Annotated in this window: 24 protein-coding genes and 1 pseudogene; 20 read left to right on the top strand and 5 right to left on the bottom strand. The window is 40.9% G+C overall.

Translation table 11 applies throughout. From position 1 onward, the window contains the following. Positions 1-112 precede the first annotated feature (112 nt). The 4 genes from ACFO3D_RS18380 to ACFO3D_RS18395 form a co-directional block, all read right to left on the bottom strand. Positions 113-607 (bottom strand): PTS sugar transporter subunit IIA, encoded by a 495-nt coding sequence (locus tag ACFO3D_RS18380; RefSeq protein ID WP_390299663.1) that lies wholly within the window; start codon positions 605-607, stop codon positions 113-115. Positions 608-633: 26 nt separating this feature from the next. Continuing rightward, the gene (locus ACFO3D_RS18385; protein ID WP_390299666.1) at positions 634-2,091 is read right to left on the bottom strand and encodes a glycoside hydrolase family 32 protein; all 1,458 of its coding nucleotides are present in this window, start codon (positions 2,089-2,091) and stop codon (positions 634-636) included. A 59-nt stretch (positions 2,092-2,150) separates the two neighbouring features. Then, positions 2,151-3,554, bottom strand: a complete 1,404-nt coding sequence (locus ACFO3D_RS18390; RefSeq protein WP_390299669.1) for a sucrose-specific PTS transporter subunit IIBC — start codon at positions 3,552-3,554, stop codon at positions 2,151-2,153. A gap of 148 nt (positions 3,555-3,702) precedes the next feature. Further along, positions 3,703-4,689, bottom strand: a complete 987-nt coding sequence (locus ACFO3D_RS18395; protein WP_390299672.1) for a LacI family DNA-binding transcriptional regulator — start codon at positions 4,687-4,689, stop codon at positions 3,703-3,705. A 142-nt stretch (positions 4,690-4,831) separates the two neighbouring features. Here ACFO3D_RS18395 and ACFO3D_RS18400 point away from each other — a divergent pair, with 142 nt between their 5' ends. From ACFO3D_RS18400 to ACFO3D_RS18465, 14 genes and pseudogenes are all read left to right on the top strand, one after another. Next, a complete protein-coding gene (locus tag ACFO3D_RS18400) occupies positions 4,832-5,779 on the top strand; it encodes an aminoimidazole riboside kinase (RefSeq protein WP_390299675.1) in 948 nt (315 codons plus the stop codon). A gap of 301 nt (positions 5,780-6,080) precedes the next feature. Beyond that, the gene (locus ACFO3D_RS18405; protein ID WP_390299678.1) at positions 6,081-6,551 is read left to right on the top strand and encodes a GNAT family N-acetyltransferase; all 471 of its coding nucleotides are present in this window, start codon (positions 6,081-6,083) and stop codon (positions 6,549-6,551) included. Positions 6,552-6,566: 15 nt separating this feature from the next. Then, entirely contained in the window at positions 6,567-7,202 is a 636-nt protein-coding gene (locus ACFO3D_RS18410; protein WP_390299681.1) for an alpha/beta fold hydrolase, read from the top strand. Positions 7,203-7,440: 238 nt separating this feature from the next. After that, positions 7,441-8,157, top strand: a complete 717-nt coding sequence (locus ACFO3D_RS18415) for a Type 1 glutamine amidotransferase-like domain-containing protein (RefSeq protein ID WP_390299683.1) — start codon at positions 7,441-7,443, stop codon at positions 8,155-8,157. A gap of 1 nt (position 8,158) precedes the next feature. Further along, positions 8,159-8,557 carry a VOC family protein gene (locus ACFO3D_RS18420; RefSeq protein WP_390299686.1) on the top strand — a complete coding sequence of 133 codons (399 nt, stop codon included), beginning with the start codon at positions 8,159-8,161 and terminating at the stop codon, positions 8,555-8,557. Between the two features lie 10 nt (positions 8,558-8,567). After that, on the top strand, positions 8,568-9,017 hold the full coding sequence (locus ACFO3D_RS18425) for an NUDIX hydrolase (RefSeq protein WP_390299689.1): 450 nt from the start codon (positions 8,568-8,570) through the stop codon (positions 9,015-9,017). Positions 9,018-9,259: 242 nt separating this feature from the next. Next, positions 9,260-9,937 (top strand): VOC family protein, encoded by a 678-nt coding sequence (locus ACFO3D_RS18430; RefSeq protein WP_390299692.1) that lies wholly within the window; start codon positions 9,260-9,262, stop codon positions 9,935-9,937. A 106-nt stretch (positions 9,938-10,043) separates the two neighbouring features. Continuing rightward, positions 10,044-11,054 carry a serine hydrolase domain-containing protein gene (locus ACFO3D_RS18435; RefSeq protein WP_390299695.1) on the top strand — a complete coding sequence of 337 codons (1,011 nt, stop codon included), beginning with the start codon at positions 10,044-10,046 and terminating at the stop codon, positions 11,052-11,054. Between the two features lie 45 nt (positions 11,055-11,099). Further along, positions 11,100-11,477 carry a VOC family protein gene (locus ACFO3D_RS18440; RefSeq protein WP_390299698.1) on the top strand — a complete coding sequence of 126 codons (378 nt, stop codon included), beginning with the start codon at positions 11,100-11,102 and terminating at the stop codon, positions 11,475-11,477. Between the two features lie 15 nt (positions 11,478-11,492). Continuing rightward, positions 11,493-12,164 (top strand): RibD family protein, encoded by a 672-nt coding sequence (locus tag ACFO3D_RS18445; RefSeq protein ID WP_390299701.1) that lies wholly within the window; start codon positions 11,493-11,495, stop codon positions 12,162-12,164. Between the two features lie 354 nt (positions 12,165-12,518). Next, a pseudogene (locus ACFO3D_RS18450) lies at positions 12,519-13,016 on the top strand (dihydrofolate reductase family protein); the annotation flags it as partial. Between the two features lie 12 nt (positions 13,017-13,028). After that, on the top strand, positions 13,029-13,211 hold the full coding sequence (locus ACFO3D_RS18455; protein WP_390299704.1) for a hypothetical protein: 183 nt from the start codon (positions 13,029-13,031) through the stop codon (positions 13,209-13,211). An 84-nt stretch (positions 13,212-13,295) separates the two neighbouring features. After that, positions 13,296-13,871, top strand: coding sequence for a hypothetical protein (locus ACFO3D_RS18460; RefSeq protein WP_390299707.1), 576 nt, complete (start codon positions 13,296-13,298; stop codon positions 13,869-13,871). 171 nt (positions 13,872-14,042) lie between these two features. After that, the gene (locus ACFO3D_RS18465) at positions 14,043-14,174 is read left to right on the top strand and encodes a YuzL family protein (protein ID WP_390299711.1); all 132 of its coding nucleotides are present in this window, start codon (positions 14,043-14,045) and stop codon (positions 14,172-14,174) included. A gap of 64 nt (positions 14,175-14,238) precedes the next feature. Here ACFO3D_RS18465 and ACFO3D_RS18470 read toward each other — a convergent pair whose 3' ends face one another. Continuing rightward, positions 14,239-15,723: an MDR family MFS transporter gene (locus ACFO3D_RS18470; protein ID WP_390299714.1), complete on the bottom strand. Its 1,485-nt coding sequence runs from the start codon at positions 15,721-15,723 to the stop codon at positions 14,239-14,241. Between the two features lie 184 nt (positions 15,724-15,907). Between ACFO3D_RS18470 and ACFO3D_RS18475 the strand changes: the two genes are divergently transcribed. From ACFO3D_RS18475 to ACFO3D_RS18500, 6 genes are all read left to right on the top strand, one after another. Next, positions 15,908-16,465: an AAA family ATPase gene (locus ACFO3D_RS18475; protein ID WP_390299717.1), complete on the top strand. Its 558-nt coding sequence runs from the start codon at positions 15,908-15,910 to the stop codon at positions 16,463-16,465. A 92-nt stretch (positions 16,466-16,557) separates the two neighbouring features. Further along, positions 16,558-17,337: a hypothetical protein gene (locus tag ACFO3D_RS18480; protein ID WP_390299720.1), complete on the top strand. Its 780-nt coding sequence runs from the start codon at positions 16,558-16,560 to the stop codon at positions 17,335-17,337. Between the two features lie 4 nt (positions 17,338-17,341). Beyond that, entirely contained in the window at positions 17,342-17,797 is a 456-nt protein-coding gene (locus tag ACFO3D_RS18485) for a hypothetical protein (protein ID WP_390299724.1), read from the top strand. A 104-nt stretch (positions 17,798-17,901) separates the two neighbouring features. Then, positions 17,902-18,573, top strand: a complete 672-nt coding sequence (locus ACFO3D_RS18490; protein ID WP_390299727.1) for a Type 1 glutamine amidotransferase-like domain-containing protein — start codon at positions 17,902-17,904, stop codon at positions 18,571-18,573. Positions 18,574-18,619: 46 nt separating this feature from the next. Next, positions 18,620-19,210: a hypothetical protein gene (locus ACFO3D_RS18495; protein WP_390299730.1), complete on the top strand. Its 591-nt coding sequence runs from the start codon at positions 18,620-18,622 to the stop codon at positions 19,208-19,210. 21 nt (positions 19,211-19,231) lie between these two features. Continuing rightward, positions 19,232-20,203: a GNAT family N-acetyltransferase gene (locus ACFO3D_RS18500; RefSeq protein ID WP_390299733.1), complete on the top strand. Its 972-nt coding sequence runs from the start codon at positions 19,232-19,234 to the stop codon at positions 20,201-20,203. Positions 20,204-20,238 lie beyond the last annotated feature (35 nt).

A 20,238-nucleotide genomic window follows, 5' to 3' on the forward strand; every position in this document is an offset into this window, starting at 1 on the left:
CAACATCAATTCGCTTTGCTCATTGTGTTTCCTTTATCTCATACGACTCCGTCCAGGTCATACGGTGATAAGCAGGGCGCTTGCGCTTTTGTTAAGGATAATATTTTATATTCTATTTGCTGACGAAGAGTATTTCGTCTTCACTGGCCTTGACATTGGACTTGTCACTTAATCGGATTTCATTCATGTCATCGGTATTTGTTATGATGACCGGGATTACCGTTCCTTTTGCTTTTTCTTTAATTGTTTCCATATCAAAGGTAATGAGTTTATCACCTGGCTTGACGCTGTCACCCTCGTTGACGTGGGATACAAACCCTTCGCCTTCCAGGTTGACGGTGTCCAGCCCAATGTGAATCAGGATTTCCGCGCCATTCTCTGCTTTGATTCCGACTGCGTGTTTGGTGGGGAAGACTTGAATGATTGTTCCTTTAACAGGCGCGTTAACCTCATTACTAGCAGGATTAATTGCAATTCCATTACCCATCATTTTCTGTGCAAACACAGGATCAGGCACATCTTCCAGAAAAGTTAACTCCCCGTCAACTGGGGCCAGTACAGATATATCAGTTATTTCTTCTTTTTTTCGGAACATTTTTTTGAACAATCCTAACACTCCTTAAAAATAGGTGATTACTCGCAAACTTTTTTCAAATTCCACCTGTACACATCAGCTGTTACCGTACCATCAACAGAGAAGGTGATTTCTTTGGTGTCTGGTTCATCAAACACTCGGGAGGAGAATACTTCCTGACCATTGTTTAAAAAAACTTCGATGGAAGAGGAATCCTTGAACAGATGGATTTTTTCCAGAGTATCTAGTTGGCAATGTCGATACTCAACTGTATCATCGGTAAATCGCTTTCTCTGAAAGGTGAAGGTTTTCTTGGATTGGTTATAGATAAGTCTATTATTGTGACCAATATTTACGGAAAAAGATTCGGCCTGCCATTCGGTAATTGCTATTTGTAATTCAAAGACAGTACCCTTAACACCTTCTAGCTTCTTTTCCTGCTCACGGAACTCGACCCCGGTGTAATTCACGCCGTTTTCTCGTAATTGTTCCAGTTCTTCTACTGGACGCTGGTAAAGCTTTCCGTCTTTCCATTCGAGCTGACGGGGGATGGTTAGGGCGTGTATCCAATGGTTCCGGACTGTTGGTTGAGGGGTATCACACGTCTCGGCATTACCCATCCAGCCGAACAGTATTCGCCGACCATCGTTGTCATTAGTTGTCTGGGGAGCATAAAAATCGAATCCACGGTCTAATTCGTCGAAAGTTCCATGCTTAAATGTTACTCCATGTAGATCCAAATCACCTGCAAGATACCCCGACTGAAAAACATTGTTATATCGGTATCCTTCAGCCTCAAGACCTTGAGGGGAAAAAATCAATAAATCTTTTCCGTGCAGTGTAAATAGATCCGGGCATTCCCACATATATCCGAATTCTCCAAGGCCATTTTTGTTACTTCCCGCTATTGGACCAAGGAAATCCCAGTTTTCTAGGTCGGGAGAAGAATATAAAACAACCTCGCCGTTCCCTTCAATAGTTTGGGCACCGATTACCATATACCACAAGTTATCTTTATAAAACACTTTCGGATCCCGAAAATGCGAGGTGTATCCTTCAGGAATATGAATCACCGGACCTTTTTTTTCAAAAGAAATACCATTTTCCGAAACGGCCATGCACTGATAAGACTCCCGGTTATTTGATTCGTCCTTAACATTACCGGTATAAAATAAATACATTTTTCCGTTGTGGACAATAGCACTGCCTGAGTAGCAGCCATCCTTGTCATACCATTGGTCAGGTGCCAATGCGATGGGGGCTGGTTCCCAATGAATCAAATCATCGGAAATATAATGTCCCCAGTATTTTATCCCATGTGCTGTTTCAAAGGGATTCCACTGGTAAAAAACATGGTATTTACCTTTGAAAAATACGAGACCATTCGGGTCATTGAGTAGACCAACAGGCGGCATAAGGTGGTAATGCAAACGATATGGATCATCGGTTACCATATCCCTGTATTTATCAATCCGATTATAGATAGCTTCCGTATTTGAAAGATTTGATTGCGTCATTTCTCTAGGTGCACTCCCATAAAGACAGGCGATAGAATCGCCTGTCTGATTTATAGTCTCTAATCCTGTACGGTTTCTTTTATTTTTTTATCGGAGAATCCGAACAACCAGGTAAGGGTGAATGCTACTGCAATTGCCAGCAGGTTGACCAAAATGTAAGGAATGACCTGACCATTCAGATATAAGAGGGTTCCCGGGATAACTGTAATAGCCATACCAGTTCCTGCTAATCCGATTATTGCGGCTGCAAATCCACCAACACCGCCGCCAATCAAGCCCATTACAAATGGTTTGCCATATCGCAGATTTACACCAAAAATAGCTGGCTCGGTGATTCCCAGAAATGCTGAGAAGGAAGACGGCAGTGCGAGTGCTTTCAGTTTCTTGGACTTGGTTTTCAGTCCGACTGCAAGTGCAGCGCCACCCTGAGCAGCTACTGCTGATGTAACGATTGCGTTATACGGATTATTGCCGAATTTCTCAAGCAGTTGAATTTCAAGTAAGTTGAATATGTGATGGACCCCGGTGATAACAATAATCTGATTAAAGAATCCCAGTACTATTCCGGCAATACCAAATGGTAATTCCAGCACGACAAGTGTTCCCTGTAAAATATATTCTTCAACAGTATGGAAAATAGGGCCGATTATGAATAGTGCTGCTGCAATCATGATTAATAAGGTTAAAAATGGTGTTACGATTAAATCCAATGCCTCTGGAACGCGTTTCCGTATTCTTTTCTCAAGTAAAGCACCAACAATACCAGCAATAAAGGCAGGTAATACAGCACCCTGATAACCAACTACTGGGATGAACCCGAAAAAGTAGAGCGGATCAGCGCCGGTTGCAACTCCCCATGCATTAGGCAGAGAAGGGCTTACGAGCATGAGGCCAAGAACAAGTCCAATGATTGGTGTTCCGCCAAACACTCTAAAAGTCGACCAAGCAACAAGTGCAGGCAGGAAGATAAAGGCCGTATCGGTTAAAATCTGTGTGAACAGAATAAAATTCTCGGAGACATCTGCAGGTGTCATCCCGAACAGGGCCAGTATTTTTTCCTGCATGACAAGTCCGCGTAATCCCATGAATAGCCCGGTTGCCACAAGTACAGGGATAATTGGTACGAAGACATCTCCTAGCGTTCGGACAGCGCGCTGCAGAACATTACCACTTTTTTTGGCTTCTTTTGACTGTTCAGATTTAGTGGTGCTTTTTAGTCCCATTTTTTCTACTTCTTCATAAATCCGGTTTACTGTACCAGTGCCAAGGATGATCTGGTATTGTCCTGAATTGAAGAAAGCACCTTTTACCTTATCGATATTTTCGACAGTACCCTGGTCGATTTGTTCCTTGTCATTTACCATGACTCTTAACCGGGTTGCACAGTGTGCGACTGATTGAATATTGTTTTCACCGCCGACTGCGTCAATAATCTCTTTTGCGATTTGCTTGTTGTCAGACATTCTCTCCACTCCTTAATAATAAGAACTCTGTGGAATCGATTCCACATATTTTAAATAAAAAAATGCTATTAATTAAGAAAAACTGGTGGTGTTCACATGGAATCGATTCCATAATATACAAAGCTTTGATGTAACCGATTCCACTAAATCATACACTATCTCGAATAATTAGTCTATAGTCCAGTATAATTTTTTTAATTGGCTTTTGAGAGTTAATGGTAGCCAACAGTTGATGTGCCGCTTCTTTACCGGCTTTTTCATTTTGATAATCAATTGTTGTAAGTGGGGGATTCACGTACTGGGAAATTTCCGATGCCCCTATACTGGCGATTGCCATCTGTTCTGGAACCCGTATCGCTTTTTCCTTCAAATAGCTCAACGCCCCAATTGCAAGCCGGTCCGTTACAGCAAAGGTGGCTGTTGGTTTCTCCTCGGCCTCTTCCAGAATTAATTTCATTGCGTTACGTCCTGAATCAATATCAAAGATTCCTTTTTGAATCCATGCTGGGTCAGTTGGCAGGTTGTTTGCCTTCATTTCATCCATATAGCCTTTTTTACGTAACAGACCAACAGCCCGGTCCGACTCATCCACCCCGATAAACGCAATTTTCTGGTGGCCTTTACTAATAAGAAATGAAGTCAGTTCTCTCGAAGCATGGTAGTCATCGTACAACACGTTAATTAATCCGTCAGCTTCTTGTCCAATCATAACAAGCGGTATATTAAGCGTATTTATTTTTTGGATAAGAGCAGGATCCGTATTGGTTGCAACAAGGATAATGCCATCAACCTGGCGCGCTTTCAGAAGATCAAGAAATTCGATTTCTTTTTCTTTATCCAGATGGGTATTGGTCAGCAGGATTTGGTAGCCCTGTTTGGATAATTCCATATCGATACCGGAAACAATTTTACTTGATGTCTCGGTCTGGATTGTCGGAAGGATTACCCCAATAACTTTCGTCTTTTTCGTACGTAACGACTTAGCCTGTTCACTAGGAGCATACCCCGTTTCCTCAATCACTTTCTGTATGCGTTCTCTTGCTTCTTCACTTACGTATCCGGAATTATTAAGGGCACGGGAAACGGTCGTTCTGGATACATTGGCCATTTCAGCGATTTCTTTTATCGTTAACAATTGCTTCTCCTCCAATATTGCCACACGGTCTGTCTGTTTGTAATACTATAATAGTACAATATTTACGGATTGTTTTAAATACATGATTATGGCAAAGTAAATGATAAACTGTAGATTGAATACATATCGAGGAGGAACACAGATGGAAAAGCAGGGAGTAGTCTCGCTGGGGGAAGCGTTAATCGACTTTATACCAACTGATAAAACAAATACAATTTATCATAAAAGCCCAGGCGGAGCACCAGCGAATGTAGCTGTTGGGCTAGCTAAACTTGGCGGGAAGTCCACCTTTCTTGGGAAAGTTGGGGATGATGTTCTGGGCAAGTTCCTAAAGCGTACTCTAAGTGAATATGGCGTAAGAACCGCCCAAATGCAATTTTCCAAGGATATTCGGACAGGGATTGTGTTTGTAACCAATGCAGCAGATGGTGAACGCAGCTTCGATTTTTATATTGATCCAAGTGCGGACAGGTTCCTTGAAATTCAGGAAATGGACGAGGAAGATTTTACCCGGCACCGGATTCTTCATTTTGGCTCGATTTCGCTGATCAGTAATCCATCAGCCGATACAACCCGGCACGCTGTCCAGCTGGCAAAAGAACATAACATGCTTGTGTCGTATGATCCAAATTTGCGTTTGGCATTATGGAATTCTGAAGAAGAGGCCAGAGAAACAATTAACTCGATGATTGGTAAAGCGGATGTTTTAAAAATATCGGAAGAAGAACTGGAGTTTCTGACTGGGGAAACAGACGTTGAAGAAGGCGTTCATAAACTTGGAAACGAAGAGGTTTCGCTTACTATCGTTACGTTGGGGGCTGAGGGCTGCTACGTATTTACAAAGGACGGCAGCAAGCATGTCCCGGCAATGAAGGTTAAAGCCGTTGATACTACAGGCGCTGGTGATGCATTTGTTTCGGGGCTGCTGTATCAGCTCAATAACTATGATGGGAAATTGGATGAACTATCGTTGGAAGAAGCCGTGAAGATGGCCGAGTTTGCATCCGTTTCGGGAGCTCTTGCTGCAACCACAAAAGGCGCCATGACCTCACTCCCAACGTTATCGGAAACTGAAAAATATCTGCGTTAAAAACCTGTCACTCACGATTGTCCAGAATAGTTGTGGGTGACGGGTTTTTTATTCATTCGATCGGTTGTTGAGAGGCGTTTTAAAAGGATTTCTGATTCGTTCGACCTTTCATCACCTCGATTAAATTTGCTGAAGGGAGTGCTAACCCTAAGCGTATAACGCAAAATTCAGTGAAATAGGAGACTAAGGACAAACGAGATATATCCGGGAGGTAATCAGCCATTATTTTCAAAATTAAACAAAAAATATACTGAAATTATGTTATTATTTTCCTAGATTACTAGAACAGGGGGCGCAGACTATGGAGATTGAACTCAAGCCAATGAGCGAGGAGAAATTCAATCAGTATTATAAAAAACTGACAGAAGAATATGCTGCTGATCATGCAAAGGCGGGCAACTGGAGTGAAGATGAAGCCGTTGATAAGGCCAGGAAGCAGATTGAAAAACTATTGCCGGAAGGTGTAAAGACAAAAGAAAATTATCTGTATTCCGTTTGTGATGGGGATGATCCGCTCGGAGTTTTATGGTTGAATGTCCGGCCAACACCGCAGGGAAACCATGCATACATTTATGACATCCGGCTTGATGATGACCAACAGGGCAAGGGCTATGGAAAAGCTACCATGCAAAAGCTTGATGAGTATGCAAAGGAACATGAAATATCCAGAATTGCTTTACATGTTTTTGCCCATAATGAGCGGGCGATAAAATTGTATACGAAGACTGGATATGAAATGACTGATCACCTAATGGCGAAAACCTTTAAATAAAAGGAGCTGATTTTATTGAAATATGAATGGGGAAGCGGGGGAAAAACACCTCTTATTCTGCTACACGGGTTGGGGAGTGCCGCTTTGAGTTTTGGGGAACTGGCCACGTACCTGTCAGACTATCATGTGATTGCATTTGATTTGCCAGGGCATGGTCAGGCGGAGGAATTACAGCGAGAAGAGGATTATCAGCCATTAAACATAGTGGATAAAATTGAAGCTGAGATAACCAAAATGGGCTTGGATGAGTTCTATATTGCTGGACATTCCTGGGGTGCTGACCTTACGCTCTATTATGTGAAAAAATACCCTCAGCACGTTAAGGGCATTATTTTGCTGAATGACGGATATTTGCCTAATGAAGGCAACCTTGAACAAGAGCTTAAGGATGTGGAGGCTTTCCATGACAGTGTTAGGTTTCCTTCGTGGGAGTCATTTATCGAATCGGAGAAAAGTGAAGTTGATAGATGGTCAGCTGAACTGGAGGCTGCCTCACGTTCACAAGTGAAAATGGTAGATGGTGAGCTGCAGCTTGCTGTATCAAAGTTTACTGCCAAATCAGTCGTGAAGGGACGCTACGTCGAACCGAATGACGATGCCTACACGAATATTACCCCGACCTGTTCTCTTGCTCCGGGGTACCGAACCTGACGAAATGGAAGCTCTGCGAGAGGATTCTGCAGCCAAATTCAGAAATACAATGGTAAATGCTGAGGTAATTGCAATAACCGGGGCGACACATGATATTTATCGAGATGCCCCTGAGAGAGTTGCAGATGAGATACGCAGGTGGGTTAGAAGTATTCAGAATTAGAGCCGAATAAATACTCATCAGGATTGCTCAGAATGCGGGTAAATATAATAGATTAGAATGGGAAGGACAATCAATATGCAGCAATTAATCGCCCTTGGTGGCGGAGGTTTTTCGATGGAGCCTGAGAACCCACTGCTTGACACCTATATTCTCAATCAGTCAGCGAAGAGCTCGCCCAAAATCTGTTTTGTTCCAACCGCAAGCGGCGACTCGGAAAACTATATCTCGAGGTTCTATAATTTTTTTGAAAAGCAAAACTGTAAGCCTTCTCATCTTTCATTGTTCAATCCTCCGACCAGGGATTTGGAGAGTTATCTGCTTGAAAAAGATATCATATATGTTGGAGGAGGTAACACCAGAAATTTGCTGGCTCTGTGGAAGGAATGGGACCTGGATAAAGTCATGAAGAAAGCATTAAAACAGGGAGTAATACTCGCTGGGATAAGTGCTGGTTCCATCTGCTGGTTCGAGGAAGGTGTTACTGATTCATTCGGGGATGGTTTGGAACCATTAAAAGGCTTGGGGTTCTTAAAAGGGAGTAATTGCCCTCATTATGATGGTGAAGACGAGAGAAGGCTTTCCTATCAGGAAATGATTTCTTCAGGCAAAATTAAGGCGGGAATTGCCGCTGACGATGGTGTTGCACTCCATTATATAGAGGGTGCTTTAAGCAAAATTGTTAGTTCCAGGCCGCAAGCTAAAGCGTATCAGGTTTACTTCGAGCAGCAACTTAAGGAGATAAAATTGGAAACCAGATATTTAAAATTTGGGACGAATAAAAGGGGGCAATAACTTGTTTAAAGGTCTGCATCATGTCGAACTATATGTTTCCAATATAAAAAAATCAACAGCATTTTGGGGCTGGTTGCTTGAGGACTTAGGTTACACGAAGTATCAGGAGTGGGAAAGTGGACAGAGCTGGAAAATAGGAGATACATATATCGTTTTTGTACAGGCGGAAGAAAGATTTCAGGATATCCCTTACCATAGATGCCGAGTAGGCCTAAACCATCTTGCATTTCATGCGCGTTCACGTGACCATGTGGATCAAGTGACCAGAAAGATTAGGGATACGGGAACTCAAATTCTTTACGAGGATAACCATCCCTATGCCGGTGGGGAGGGTCATTATGCCGTTTATTTTGAAGATCCGGACAGAATTAAGGTGGAATTAGTAGCACCAGACGAATAAGGGGATTTCAATGGAATATATAAAAGAACTTCGAAAACTTGTAGGGAGTATACCACTTATAGTGTGTACTGCTGGCGTAATCATTACCGATAATTCAAATAGGATTTTACTGATAAAGAGAACGGATGATGGTAACTGGTGTATACCAGGAGGAGCAATGGATATGGGCGAAAGCGTTGAAGAAACCGCAAGAAGGGAGGTATACGAGGAGACCGGCCTGTCAGTGGGGCAGTTAAAGTTATTGAATGTATACTCCGGTGAGCAACAGCACCATATCTATCCCAATGGTGATGAAGTATATTTCGTGAATGTGATTTTCAGCTCATCACTCTTTCAAGGCAATCTTCGGACAGATGGGGATGAAAGTAAGGAGGCAGCATTTTTTTCTCTAAATAATTTGCCAGCAAATATTTCACCTACTAATCTGCCATTTATTTCAGATATCAGGCGAATAGGGTAACATTTAAAGATATATCTGCATTCCTGGACCTTCAGCTGGTCGTTCCTCGAATCCAAACTTCTTATAGAAACCTGAGTATGTTCCAGTACAGGAAGGAGATGGTGTATTCTGGGAAAAGGAAGAGTGGCATGAGACCAAAACAGAGAGCGGATTAACCGCAATTGTAATAGAAAGTGAAGGGCTGGATCTTGAACAGTTTATGGCTAAAGAGAAAAAATAGTTAGAATTAATGGGGGAGTATTATGTTTATAAATAAAGTCAGCCTGTATAGTAACAGACTGAGGGAGACGAAAGACTTTTATACCGAAACACTGGGCCTTGAACTCTTAGGTTCAGAGGAATCATCCTTCAGAATCAAGGTGGGTGAGAGTGTGCTGGAATTTATAGAGAGCAAGCAGAAAATTGAGCCGTTCTATCATTTTGCCTTTAACATTCCAGACAATGTATTTAATGAAGCTAAAGAATGGACAAGAAGTAGAGTTAACCTCAATGAGGACGAGGGCGACGATGAAGCTCACTTTGAGTTTCTTAATTCCCGTGCTTTTTATTTTAATGATCCTTCTGGCAACATAGCTGAGTTTATCGCCCGCAGGAACAATCAATCTCCAGCAAAAGAGTTCTCTGTTGACAGCATTATGAACATCAGCGAAATAAATTTAACGGTAAAAGATGTAAAATCGGCAGCTAATCAACTGGTGAAGTTTGGAATACCAGTGAGGGAAAACGAGTCTGTAGAAGAAAACAGTCTTAATTTTATGGGGGAAGCTGAGGATGCTGCTTTTTTGCTGTTAGGACCTGAAGGCAGACGATGGATTTTTTCAGAGAAATACTCGGAGGTTCATCCGGTTTCCATACAGGTAGACAACCAAAAATTGATTAAGTTGGATAATGGAGAGTTAAAGCTCGAAGGAACGGAATGAAAAAAGTACCAACAAAACGATTAAAAGAGGAGCGACATCACTGAATGGGATGTCCCGATGAGAATTGGTGTTAGTTAAACAATTGAAAATTTATAGGTGAAAAACGATGAGAAAAGAATTAGAAGAGATAGTATCAGAAGTACAGCGTGAGGTTAACTTTTCGGGAACAATTTTGGTTAAGAAGGAAAACGACATTTTGATGGATAAAAGTTTCGGGTATGCTAATTGTTCGGACAAATTGGAAAATAATTCGGAGACCCGCTTCGGAATAGCATCGGGCTGCAAGCTGTTCACAGCAATAGCCATTTGTCAGCTTATTCAAAACGGCAAGCTTTCTTTTGAGGATCGGATAAAAGATGTGCTGGATTATGAATTTGCGCATTTTGATGATAGTGTAACGGTTCACCATTTGCTGACTCACACTTCTGGTATACCAGATTATTTTGACGAAGATGAAATGGATGACTTCGAGGAACTTTGGGTTAAGCATCCTATGTACGCCTTGCGTGAATTAAAAGATTTTCTTCCTCTATTTCAACAAGAAAAGATGAAGTGCACCCCAGGAGAAAAGTTTCACTATAACAATGCAGGCTTTATCGTATTGGGACTTATTTTGCAGCAGGTAAGTAATATGAAGTTCCAAGATTATATTGAGGAGTTTGTTTTCAAAAAAGCCGGAATGAATTGGTCCGGTTACTTTGCGTTCGATTTACTGCCATCAAATGTGGCGCAGGGCTATATAGATAATAAGGACGGCACGTGGCGAACAAATATCTATTCACTTCCTGTTATAGGCGGATCGGATGGCGGGGCTTACGTTACAGCAGGAGATATGGCGCGCCTATGGGAAGCCCTAGTGAATGAAGAGCTTCTGGATAAAAAGTATACAGAGCTTTTACTTAAGAAGCATGTATCTGTAAATGAGGATAGCTATTATGGATATGGTGTGTGGATCAGAGAGGGTAGTCTGCCTAAATACCATGTGATGGGTTATGACCCAGGAGTTAGTTTCCATTCCGGGTATTATCAGGAATCAAGTATCACAATGGTGGTCTGCTCTAATAAATCTGATGGAGCATTTGAAATCATGCGTGCAATAGAAGAAGAGATCAAGTGAAGCTAGTTAGGGTTTAACAAATAATTTATTTAAAGGAGAAATTCGGTGGCTGAGAAGGTGAAATCGTTGATTGATGGGATTCATTATTTCAGGGTTCCCGTTGTGGAGGTAGAATCATCGGTAGATTGGTATAGGGATGTTCTTGGGCTGACCTTGCAACATCAGGAAGATGAACTGGCTGTATTTCATGTGAACGACGGTTTGCTCCTCGTGCTGGTTGAAGCGGATGCCGAATCACATGCCCACTTTACCCGTAATGGGGAGTTAGAGTTTTCGATTGGCTTTACCAGTTCTAAGCTAAATGAATTAAGGGAGCACCTCATTAGCCAAGGAGTGAACGTTGAGGAAATGAAGGAAGATAATGGGCACCATTTTTTCCATTTTTACGATCCAAGCGGTAACAAACTGCAGGTGCATTGGTAGATAGGGGGGATTTAATTGAACCGACCAGAAGTAGTCTTGAATATTTTTTCTTCTATAGATGGAAAAATCACAACAGCACCCGGCCGGAATGTGACTGAATGGTCAGCTGCTGGTATTGACGGAAATGCACATGACGTTACCCATCGGCTCTACGATGAGCTGAATTGTGACGGGCTTATCTCCGGCAGTGAAACGCTTATGGTTTACGGAAATCATTGGATAGATTCTGACCAGCCTATTTATGAACCAAAAAAATCAGAGGCATATATCGTCTTTGATGGGCGGGGAAGAATTGACTGGCACCAAACTGAGGGCTTGCTAGTTGTCACCAGGGAGGACGTATCATCTGATTACATAGAACAACTTACTAGAAAAGGGATCAACTACATCCAAGCAGGAAGTGGCGAGTATATTGACTTGCCGCTTGCGCTGGAAAAATTATACACACTAGGGTTTACACGGCTTGGACTGAGTGGTGGCGGGGGGATAAACGGTGCCTTTCTTCGTCATGGCCTAATAGATGAAATCAGTCTGGTGCTTGCGCCGTTAGCAATTGGTGGAAAAATAACACCCTCCATTTTTGATTGCGACGAATTACAAGATTTAAGTGGAATCGCCGAATTGGGATTAATCGAGACTAAACCTATGGAAGGGGGCGCCGTTTGGGTCCATTATAAGGTGAAATGATCGATATTGATGTATAAAATAACAAGTGAGTGCTAAATAAACTGAGATTATGAATGCTTATACCTTAAACTAACTATGAAGCTTAATTTTTCGAAGTTACTTTGAGAGATCTATTAGGATATTTTCTTATTTCACAAGCTATAATTACGAGGATTATTGTGTGTGCTATCCGACATTGGCTGGATCAATTAAAGCTTCAGCGGCATTTGTAGGAAATAAGGGTGGTCAATTAAGTTGGGGCACAGAATTTGGCGTATCGACACCTGTACTATTTTTGCTAATCTTAGGTGCAGGCTTGGTTTGTATTCTTGATTGTTAAGAAAGAGAGAGATTGACGTTGTTTGATTAAAGGGAGGGGAGAATGGTGAAGTTGATTGGTGTATTATGGATTCAGATATGGGATTCACGGACTTCTTGAATCAAATTGATACTATCTTATATGGAAGAAAAAGCTACGATTTGTGGGGACAATATACTCCCGAAAATGAATCTGATACTGAAAAAGAAATTTGGGAATTGGTTCATAGTAAAGAGAAATATGTGTTCTCCAGAACGCTACAAGGGACTGATAATCAAGCAATATTTATAAATAATAATATTGTTGAAGAAGTAAATAAGTTAAAGAATAAGCCTGGTAAAGACATTTGGCTATATGGCGGAGCCGGTCTTATTACAACTTTTATAGATCTAAGGCTAGTTGATGAATTTAGACTATCTGTTCACCCTGTTCTTCTGGGAAAGGGAAGACCTTTATTTACTGATATTACACAAAGGTTAAATCTAAAACTTGTTAATACCAGAACGTTTTCCTCTGGAGTTGTTCAGCTATGCTATCATCTTGATGAGAAGTAAGGGGGAAATTCAATGGCATCTTTATTCGTATGGTTATTACTGTTAGTAATTGGGGGAATTGGCGGAATAGGCATTTGTAGTGCTTTAGAGTGGAATGAAGTATTTTCTGGATATGCTGCCATGTTAGGAATGATTGTAGCTTTATTAAGTGCTATTTTTTTCCAATTAGATTTAATGCAAAAAAATCAGGAGTAGATTCTGTCCCAACGGAATTCATATCACTATGGATGTATAGAAATAGTTGCCCATATTACAAATGATAAGATGGGGTGAATTTATATGCGAAATTTGATCGGTGACTTACCTGATATGTTAATATTACTTATTTTATACGGCTTTCTTATAACTGGGGTTATTATTACGGTTAAACTATTAAAGTTGTTAGATAATAAGAAACAAAACACTAACGGTAAAGTAATATTCCTTATCGCTATGTTGTTTAATTCTTTGAATTTCTATATTATATTTGACTTGATGACTGTTTCACCCCAGAGTAGTTCTGGTAATGGTAATCCACATATTCCGTATATATTTATTTCATTTCCACTATTTCTTTCTTTTTGTATTGTTCTCTCGAAGAAGATATTTGATATTCTGTTAAAGAAGAATGGTTTGTTAAGTTTATTAGTAATTACAATTACTTTAACGATAGGTTATTTATCAATTGTTTTCCAATTAGATTTCATTTCAAACATACAAGAAAAACTTTACTATCCAATGAATAGCTGGCTGCATTGGTGGAAAGACATACATTTGAATTATCTGTACTTCAATTCTTATACTTTTCTATTCGGAATTAGTGTTTCTGGATTAACCGCTGGAATTCTGGCTTTAATCAAAAAAAGAAGTTTATAGAGTTAACATCTTAATAATTGCGGGTGATTTAATGGTCCAAGGATCTCTCGTTGTGCTTTTAAAAATTAGTGGTTGGTTTGAACTCTTCTCACAATGCTATTTAACGAATGGTTTTATTCGAAAAGCATACCTGAATTATTTTAAGGTACACTAATAGCGGAGGTGAAGAATGTGACAAAACGAAAAGTTAATCCGTCAAAGAGTAGTATGGGGTCATCAGAAACGGAAGGGCAAGGAACTACCAATAGAGAGACTGGAAGAACAAAAGCTGATTCTTCAAGAAAGAAACAAAAACGTTCTTGATATCAATTTCACAATAAACAAAACAGGTGGAAACTAATCCACCTGTTTCGTTATCCTGAAAACGTTACTCCTCTTCTTGCATAGCGCTATTTGTATCCGGTGCCACTGCTCTATATACAAACAGTGACATTATAAATGCAAATATAGATACACCAAACGCAATGAAGTACACCAGCTCAACTCCTGCCACCAGTGCTTCACTGATGGTTGCCGGATCATTTGGGGTGGTCGCATCTTTTAAAAAGCTTTTCTGTTTAGCGCTCATGATACTAATGAATACCGAAACGCCGATAGCTCCCGCGACTGGCTGCAAAGTCGTAATTACCGCGGTACCGTGTGGATATAGGTGTTTTGGCAACTGATTCAAACCATTCGTTTCAGCGGGCATCATGATTGCTGATACAGATAACATTAATAGGATATACCCAAGAATCACCATCCATAGTGGTGATGTCATATCCAGTCTGCTCATCATAAACATGGTTACACTTAACACGAAGGTGGCAGGTATCATCATTACCTTTGGACCGAATTTGTCGAACAATCCCCCCATTACCGGCGACATTAGGCCATTTAAAATACTCCCCGGCAACAGGACCAACCCGGCAGTCGCAGCTGTTAATGCTAAAGGTCCTTGCATATACATCGGTAAAATAATTTCCGACGCAAACATCGCCATGATAATGATTATGAACATAATTACTGCATGGGTATACATCGGGAATCTAAAGACTCGCAAATCCATTACAGGTTCTTCAAGTTTTAACTGTCTTATTGAAAAAAACACGATTCCAGTAAAGCCGATTATAATTGGGACATATGCGTTTGGATTAAGAAATCCAGCCTCCGTTTGTCCCGCAGAACTAAACCCATATACAATGCTTCCAAAGCCAATGGTGGAAAATATAATAGATAAGACATCTATTTTCGGTTTTGTCACTTCGGATACGTTTATTAGGTATTTATACGCAAACGCAATTGAAAAAACAGCGAATGGAATTACGGTGATAAATAGATAACGCCAGCCAAGATGCTGGACGATAATTCCTGAAAGAGTAGGACCGATTGCTGGGGCAAACATAATAACCAGTCCAACAATCCCCATTACTTTTCCCCGTCTGTGCGGCGGAAAGATTAATAAGAATACGTTAAAAATAATCGGAATCAACAGCCCCGTCCCTACAGCCTGTATTAACCGGCCAACAAGCAGAACAGAGAAAGTTGGAGCAATTGAACAAATAATTGTACCCACGGTAAAAACCGTCATCGTCCCCAAAAACAACTGTCGTGTTGTAAACCACTGCAGCAACAGGGCAGAAACCGGAATTACGATTCCCATTACCAGCATAAAGCCTGTCGCCATCCATTGAACAGTAGTAACAGAAATACTGAACTCTTCCATTAATGTCGAAAGCGCAATATTTAATAACGTTTCATTTAAAATCGCAAAAAACGCACCAATTATGAGTGAAAGCATAATTGGCATGACTTTTACGTTCGGGTTTTCTGATAAATACTCATACTTAGTTGGTTCATTGTTATCTGGCATATTGAACTCTCCTGCATTCTATATCGAAGTATACAACAATTGCTTTCTGTACACCGCTCCTAATTTTACCATTCCCTTTTTTAAAAAGGTATACTATTCTTTATAATTTTTCGAAATTTGATTAGTCAGACTGCTGATATTCTGCTATTATGGTAGGAATATTTATATTCAGGAGGAAGGCACTATGAAATTTGTACTTATTTTCGGCCCACAGGCGGTCGGTAAAATGACCGTTGGACAGGAGCTCGCAAAGATAACAGGCTTAAAGCTGCTACATAACCATATGACGATTGATCTGGTCGAACCTTTCTTTGGCTTCACTCCGGAAATGTGGAGACTGTCATCCCTATTTCGCCGTGAAATATTCAAGACATTCGCTGCAAGTGATCAGGATGGAATGATCTTTACATATGTCTGGGCTTTTAATCATACGGAGGACTGGGAAGCTGTCGATAAGATGACTGGGGTTTTCAGGGACCAGGGAGCTGACATTTTTTTCGTAGAGCTGGAAGCCGATGTAAACGAGCGGGTGAAACGGAATAAGTCCGCAAACAGACTGGAAAATAAACCGACTAAGCGTAACGTTGAATATTCGGAGCGTGAACTATTGAGTTCGATGGACACAATGCGCCTTAATTCACACAAGGGAGAAATTGAGGAAAAGAATTACATGCGGATTAATAACACGAAACTTACGGCAGAAGAAGTGGCGCTACGGATTAAAGAAGAGCTTGGACTGTAGGAAGAACCGGAATTTCCTATGCCATCATCGTGAATGAAACAAGACATTCTGCAAAAACTAGAATTATTGATGTTTGTCTGCAGAGGTGTCTTATGATTGTTGAACAGGCTAAAAAACGACGGAAACTAGCAACGCTCAGTATTTTTGGTACAACACAAATACACCCAAAGAACCCGTATATTATTATGTGCTGGTCAGTTGCTTTTCCCGGATACGGCCACTTACTGCTGTCCAAATATTTGCGAGGGTTTTTACTGGTAATCTGGGAACTGTTCATCAATCAGATGACAAATCTTAATACGGCTATGTTTTATTCGTTTATAGGAGAAATCGATGCGGCAAAAGAAGTACTTGATACCAGGTATCTTATGTTGTACATTCCGGTTTATTTGTTTGCAATTTGGGACAGTTATCGTACCACAGTTGATATGAACAAGATTTATTACCTGAGTGAAAAAGATGCCGAGCCGGTTACCCCTCTGACTATCAATCCGATTGAGATTAATTACCTTGACAAGAGAGATCCTAGAATGGCGGTCTTCTGGGCGGCGTTGATTCCCAGCATGGGTCATCTGTATATCCATCGGTTATTTAATGCACTGTTCACGCTTGTAACCACGGTCTTGTTTGTCCATTTTTCATATATATTGGAAGGGATTCAATACCTTTTTCTTGGGGATATCCAAAAATCAACAGAGGTACTGAACCCGCAGTGGCTGTTTTATATACCTTCTTTTTATTTTTTCAGCATTTATGATACGTATATGAACGTAGTGGAAAATAATAAATTGTATGAATCCGAACAAAAGAATTTTTTGAAAAAGCACTATCAACCAGGATCTTTTACCATAAAGAAAGGTATTAAGGTGTAATAAAATGCAGATCTTCGCTACGTTTGACCACTCTTCTTATCTGGAACTTGTGATAAGCAGGCTTGAAGAGGAAGGGGTTCAGGACCTGTTTGCAGTTCCCTTGGATAAGCGGGGAGAACAGCCTAAGCTTTTTGACACAATACATCAAGCAGATGGATTGTCCCTAATAAATAAAGGAATGTTTCTGGCAGTTATCTTCTCTGTAGTTGCCGCAAGCCGCGGTTTTGTACTGGAGTGGGGCCCGATTTACTGGGGACTCATTGGTGCCGTGTCCGGCTTTATCCTGGGCGTAACGATCGACCTGATTATCCTTAAATTCAAAAATAAGAATCGGAGAAAGTTGAAAGAGAAAAGTTCCGAAGTAATTCTAATTGTCGAATGTAAGGAAGAGGACAGTAAACGTGTGGAAGAGATTTTATGGAACCACTTTGCCTTAGGGCTGGCAAAAATAAAACAATGACTCAATCCTATGCCTCCCTTTGTTCTCTCACATGAGAATAAAGGGTTTTATTAATAAAGTGTCGAATATTGATTGTGACCAATAACGGTAAAGTGGTGATATGCGTGAATTTATTTTTATCAGGCGGCGGTAATAAAGAAGAATCTGAAACTATTGATAAAGAATTTGTAAACCGCTTGGATATTGAGAAACCAATGCTTTATATTCCGATTGCGATGAAGGGGGGAATTCCATATGAAGACTGCTATAAATGGGCAACCAGCGTATTCGAACCCCTTGGGATTTCAGATATCACCATGTGGACAGGTTTGAACGGCAGGTCTCAGGATGATCTTCAGCAGTTTTTGGCCATCTATATTGGTGGAGGAAATACCTTTAACCTGCTGCATGATCTAAGAAAAACGAACTTTGACAAGCTGTTAATGAATTTTATTACAAAAGGTGGGGCGGTCTACGGTGGAAGCGCAGGGGCGATAATATTAGGTACTGACATTATGACGTGTGCCCACATGGACCCAAACGAGCCTGGCCTGGTGGATACGCAAGGATTGGGTCGTGTAGGGCCTTATTCTATCTGGTGTCACTATGAAGAGGAGAATGATAGATTAATAGATTCTTTTATAAAAGAATACCGGCAACCTATAATTGCCCTCCCGGAAGCAACGGGAGTTTTTGTGAGCGATGCATTTGTTAAGGTGATTGGGAAGTCTTCTGCATATAGGTTTGACGGTAAAACAAAGAAGTCAGTGCGGCCAGGTGAGAGCTTTTCGTACTGAAAGGTCTATAATAAACTAATTCAGGGAGCGGGAAGGGGACTGATTCATGTTAATATCAGCTGCAATTTTAGGCTGGATAGGAATTGGTATCATGATGCTGATTGCCTTAACTTTTCCTAAGCTGGCAAAACAAAATCAATTTGGTTTTATACATATTTTAATGGCATTGATGTATACGATGTGGCTGCCGCTGCCTCTGGCGATGAATTCCATGATAGAAAGAGAGATAGCGCAGGTCGGTATGATTTTCGGATTGGCATATCTGATTATGATGGTGGTCACGATGACCCTACAAACTGGTCATATTATATTTGCAGCGAAAAATAAAAGTGGAATTTCAAGTGAGCACTTAATGGCAATGCTGTCTGAGCCATTTGAACTGATGGCTAATATTTTGAAATGTATTTGGGCCATTTTTCTGGCGGTGGGATTTTGGTCAAGCGGCAATTTCATAATGGCATGGCTGATGATCTTATTCAGTCTGTTAATTGTTTATTTTTTTGCAATGTTACTGGATAGAAGTCTTGTTAAGCAAATTAAGATACTCTCCAAATTCAAAGGTAACCCATACCTGTTTAATCTTGAGACAGTGGGATTTTTCTTGGCTTTAGTAATTTATTCGTCAATATCTATTTAAGGAATTTAGAGGGGAAATACAATGGGATACATAGAAGATTTACGTGCGCTAGTCGGGCACCATCCACTGATATTTGTTGGTTCGGTAACCGTGATTGTAGACGAAAGAGGTCGACTTCTCCTGCAACAGCGGAAATCTCCGTATGGTGTATGGGGGTTAACCGGCGGATTGATGGAACTTGGTGAATCCACCGAGGATGTTGCCAGACGGGAAATATACGAAGAGACTGGACTGAAGGTTAACAAATTGAATTTGATCAATGTTTATTCGGGTCCAAAGCAATACATAAAGGCTGCAAATAATGATGAGTTTTACGTTGTAACAATTGCTTATTACGCAGAAGGTTTTGAAGGGGAGCTTAACGTTGACGAGTCGGAGTCAATCCGATTTGAATTTTATTATCCGAATGAACTGCCTGAGAATATAGTGGGAAGCCATCGAGTGATAATTAAGGAATTTATGGCCAATCATTATCAGCCGCGTAACTATGATGATGAAGGCGACCTGGTTATTCGGCCGATGAAAGAGAAGGACATAACCGGTTTTGTGAAGGCATTTGCCGAGCAGAACTGGCACAAGCCACAAGAGTTGTTTGAGGATTATTTTACCCAGCATAGCGTAATGGTGGCAGAGGTTGATGGGAACGTCGCTGGATATGTGACTCTGTTGCCTGAAGCTCAAGAAGGTCCATTTGCCGGAAAAAACAACCCGGAGATTGTGGATCTCAATGTACTCATGAAATACCAGGGACATGGGATAGGCAACCGATTAATGGATACGGTGGAGAGGCTGGCAAAAGAAAGAAGTAGCATTGTTTCACTGGCCGTGGGATTGCATAATGGGTATGGAGCTGCTCAACGTATGTATGTGAAACGTGGATATATCCCGGATGGAAGTGGCGTCTGGTACAAAGGTGAGCAGCTTGAACAGTATGCGCCTTGTGTAAACGACGATGAACTGGTTCTTTACTTCTCGAAGGAACTTACCAGGTAGTAGGGGCAACTTAAACAATTGAAAAGAACCTTCTA

It is taken from the genome of Virgibacillus kekensis (assembly GCF_042654125.1).
GTDB lineage: Bacteria > Bacillota > Bacilli > Bacillales > Amphibacillaceae > Lentibacillus > Lentibacillus kekensis.

Bases quoted from the DNA above. Each gene is read 5' to 3' on its own strand.
- ACFO3D_RS18385 (WP_390299666.1), bottom strand. From the start codon at position 2,091: ATGACGCAATCAAATCTTTCAAATACGGAAGCTATCTATAATCGGATT.
- ACFO3D_RS18390 (WP_390299669.1), bottom strand. From the start codon at position 3,554: ATGTCTGACAACAAGCAAATCGCAAAAGAGATTATTGACGCAGTCGGC.
- ACFO3D_RS18400 (WP_390299675.1), top strand. From the start codon at position 4,832: ATGGAAAAGCAGGGAGTAGTCTCGCTGGGGGAAGCGTTAATCGACTTT.
- ACFO3D_RS18405 (WP_390299678.1), top strand. From the start codon at position 6,081: ATGGAGATTGAACTCAAGCCAATGAGCGAGGAGAAATTCAATCAGTAT.
- ACFO3D_RS18415 (WP_390299683.1), top strand. From the start codon at position 7,441: ATGCAGCAATTAATCGCCCTTGGTGGCGGAGGTTTTTCGATGGAGCCT.
- ACFO3D_RS18425 (WP_390299689.1), top strand. From the start codon at position 8,568: ATGGAATATATAAAAGAACTTCGAAAACTTGTAGGGAGTATACCACTT.
- ACFO3D_RS18430 (WP_390299692.1), top strand. From the start codon at position 9,260: ATGTTTATAAATAAAGTCAGCCTGTATAGTAACAGACTGAGGGAGACG.
- ACFO3D_RS18435 (WP_390299695.1), top strand. From the start codon at position 10,044: ATGAGAAAAGAATTAGAAGAGATAGTATCAGAAGTACAGCGTGAGGTT.
- ACFO3D_RS18455 (WP_390299704.1), top strand. From the start codon at position 13,029: ATGGCATCTTTATTCGTATGGTTATTACTGTTAGTAATTGGGGGAATT.
- ACFO3D_RS18460 (WP_390299707.1), top strand. From the start codon at position 13,296: ATGCGAAATTTGATCGGTGACTTACCTGATATGTTAATATTACTTATT.
- ACFO3D_RS18470 (WP_390299714.1), bottom strand. From the start codon at position 15,723: ATGCCAGATAACAATGAACCAACTAAGTATGAGTATTTATCAGAAAAC.
- ACFO3D_RS18475 (WP_390299717.1), top strand. From the start codon at position 15,908: ATGAAATTTGTACTTATTTTCGGCCCACAGGCGGTCGGTAAAATGACC.
- ACFO3D_RS18480 (WP_390299720.1), top strand. From the start codon at position 16,558: ATGATTGTTGAACAGGCTAAAAAACGACGGAAACTAGCAACGCTCAGT.
- ACFO3D_RS18485 (WP_390299724.1), top strand. From the start codon at position 17,342: ATGCAGATCTTCGCTACGTTTGACCACTCTTCTTATCTGGAACTTGTG.
- ACFO3D_RS18495 (WP_390299730.1), top strand. From the start codon at position 18,620: ATGTTAATATCAGCTGCAATTTTAGGCTGGATAGGAATTGGTATCATG.
- ACFO3D_RS18500 (WP_390299733.1), top strand. From the start codon at position 19,232: ATGGGATACATAGAAGATTTACGTGCGCTAGTCGGGCACCATCCACTG.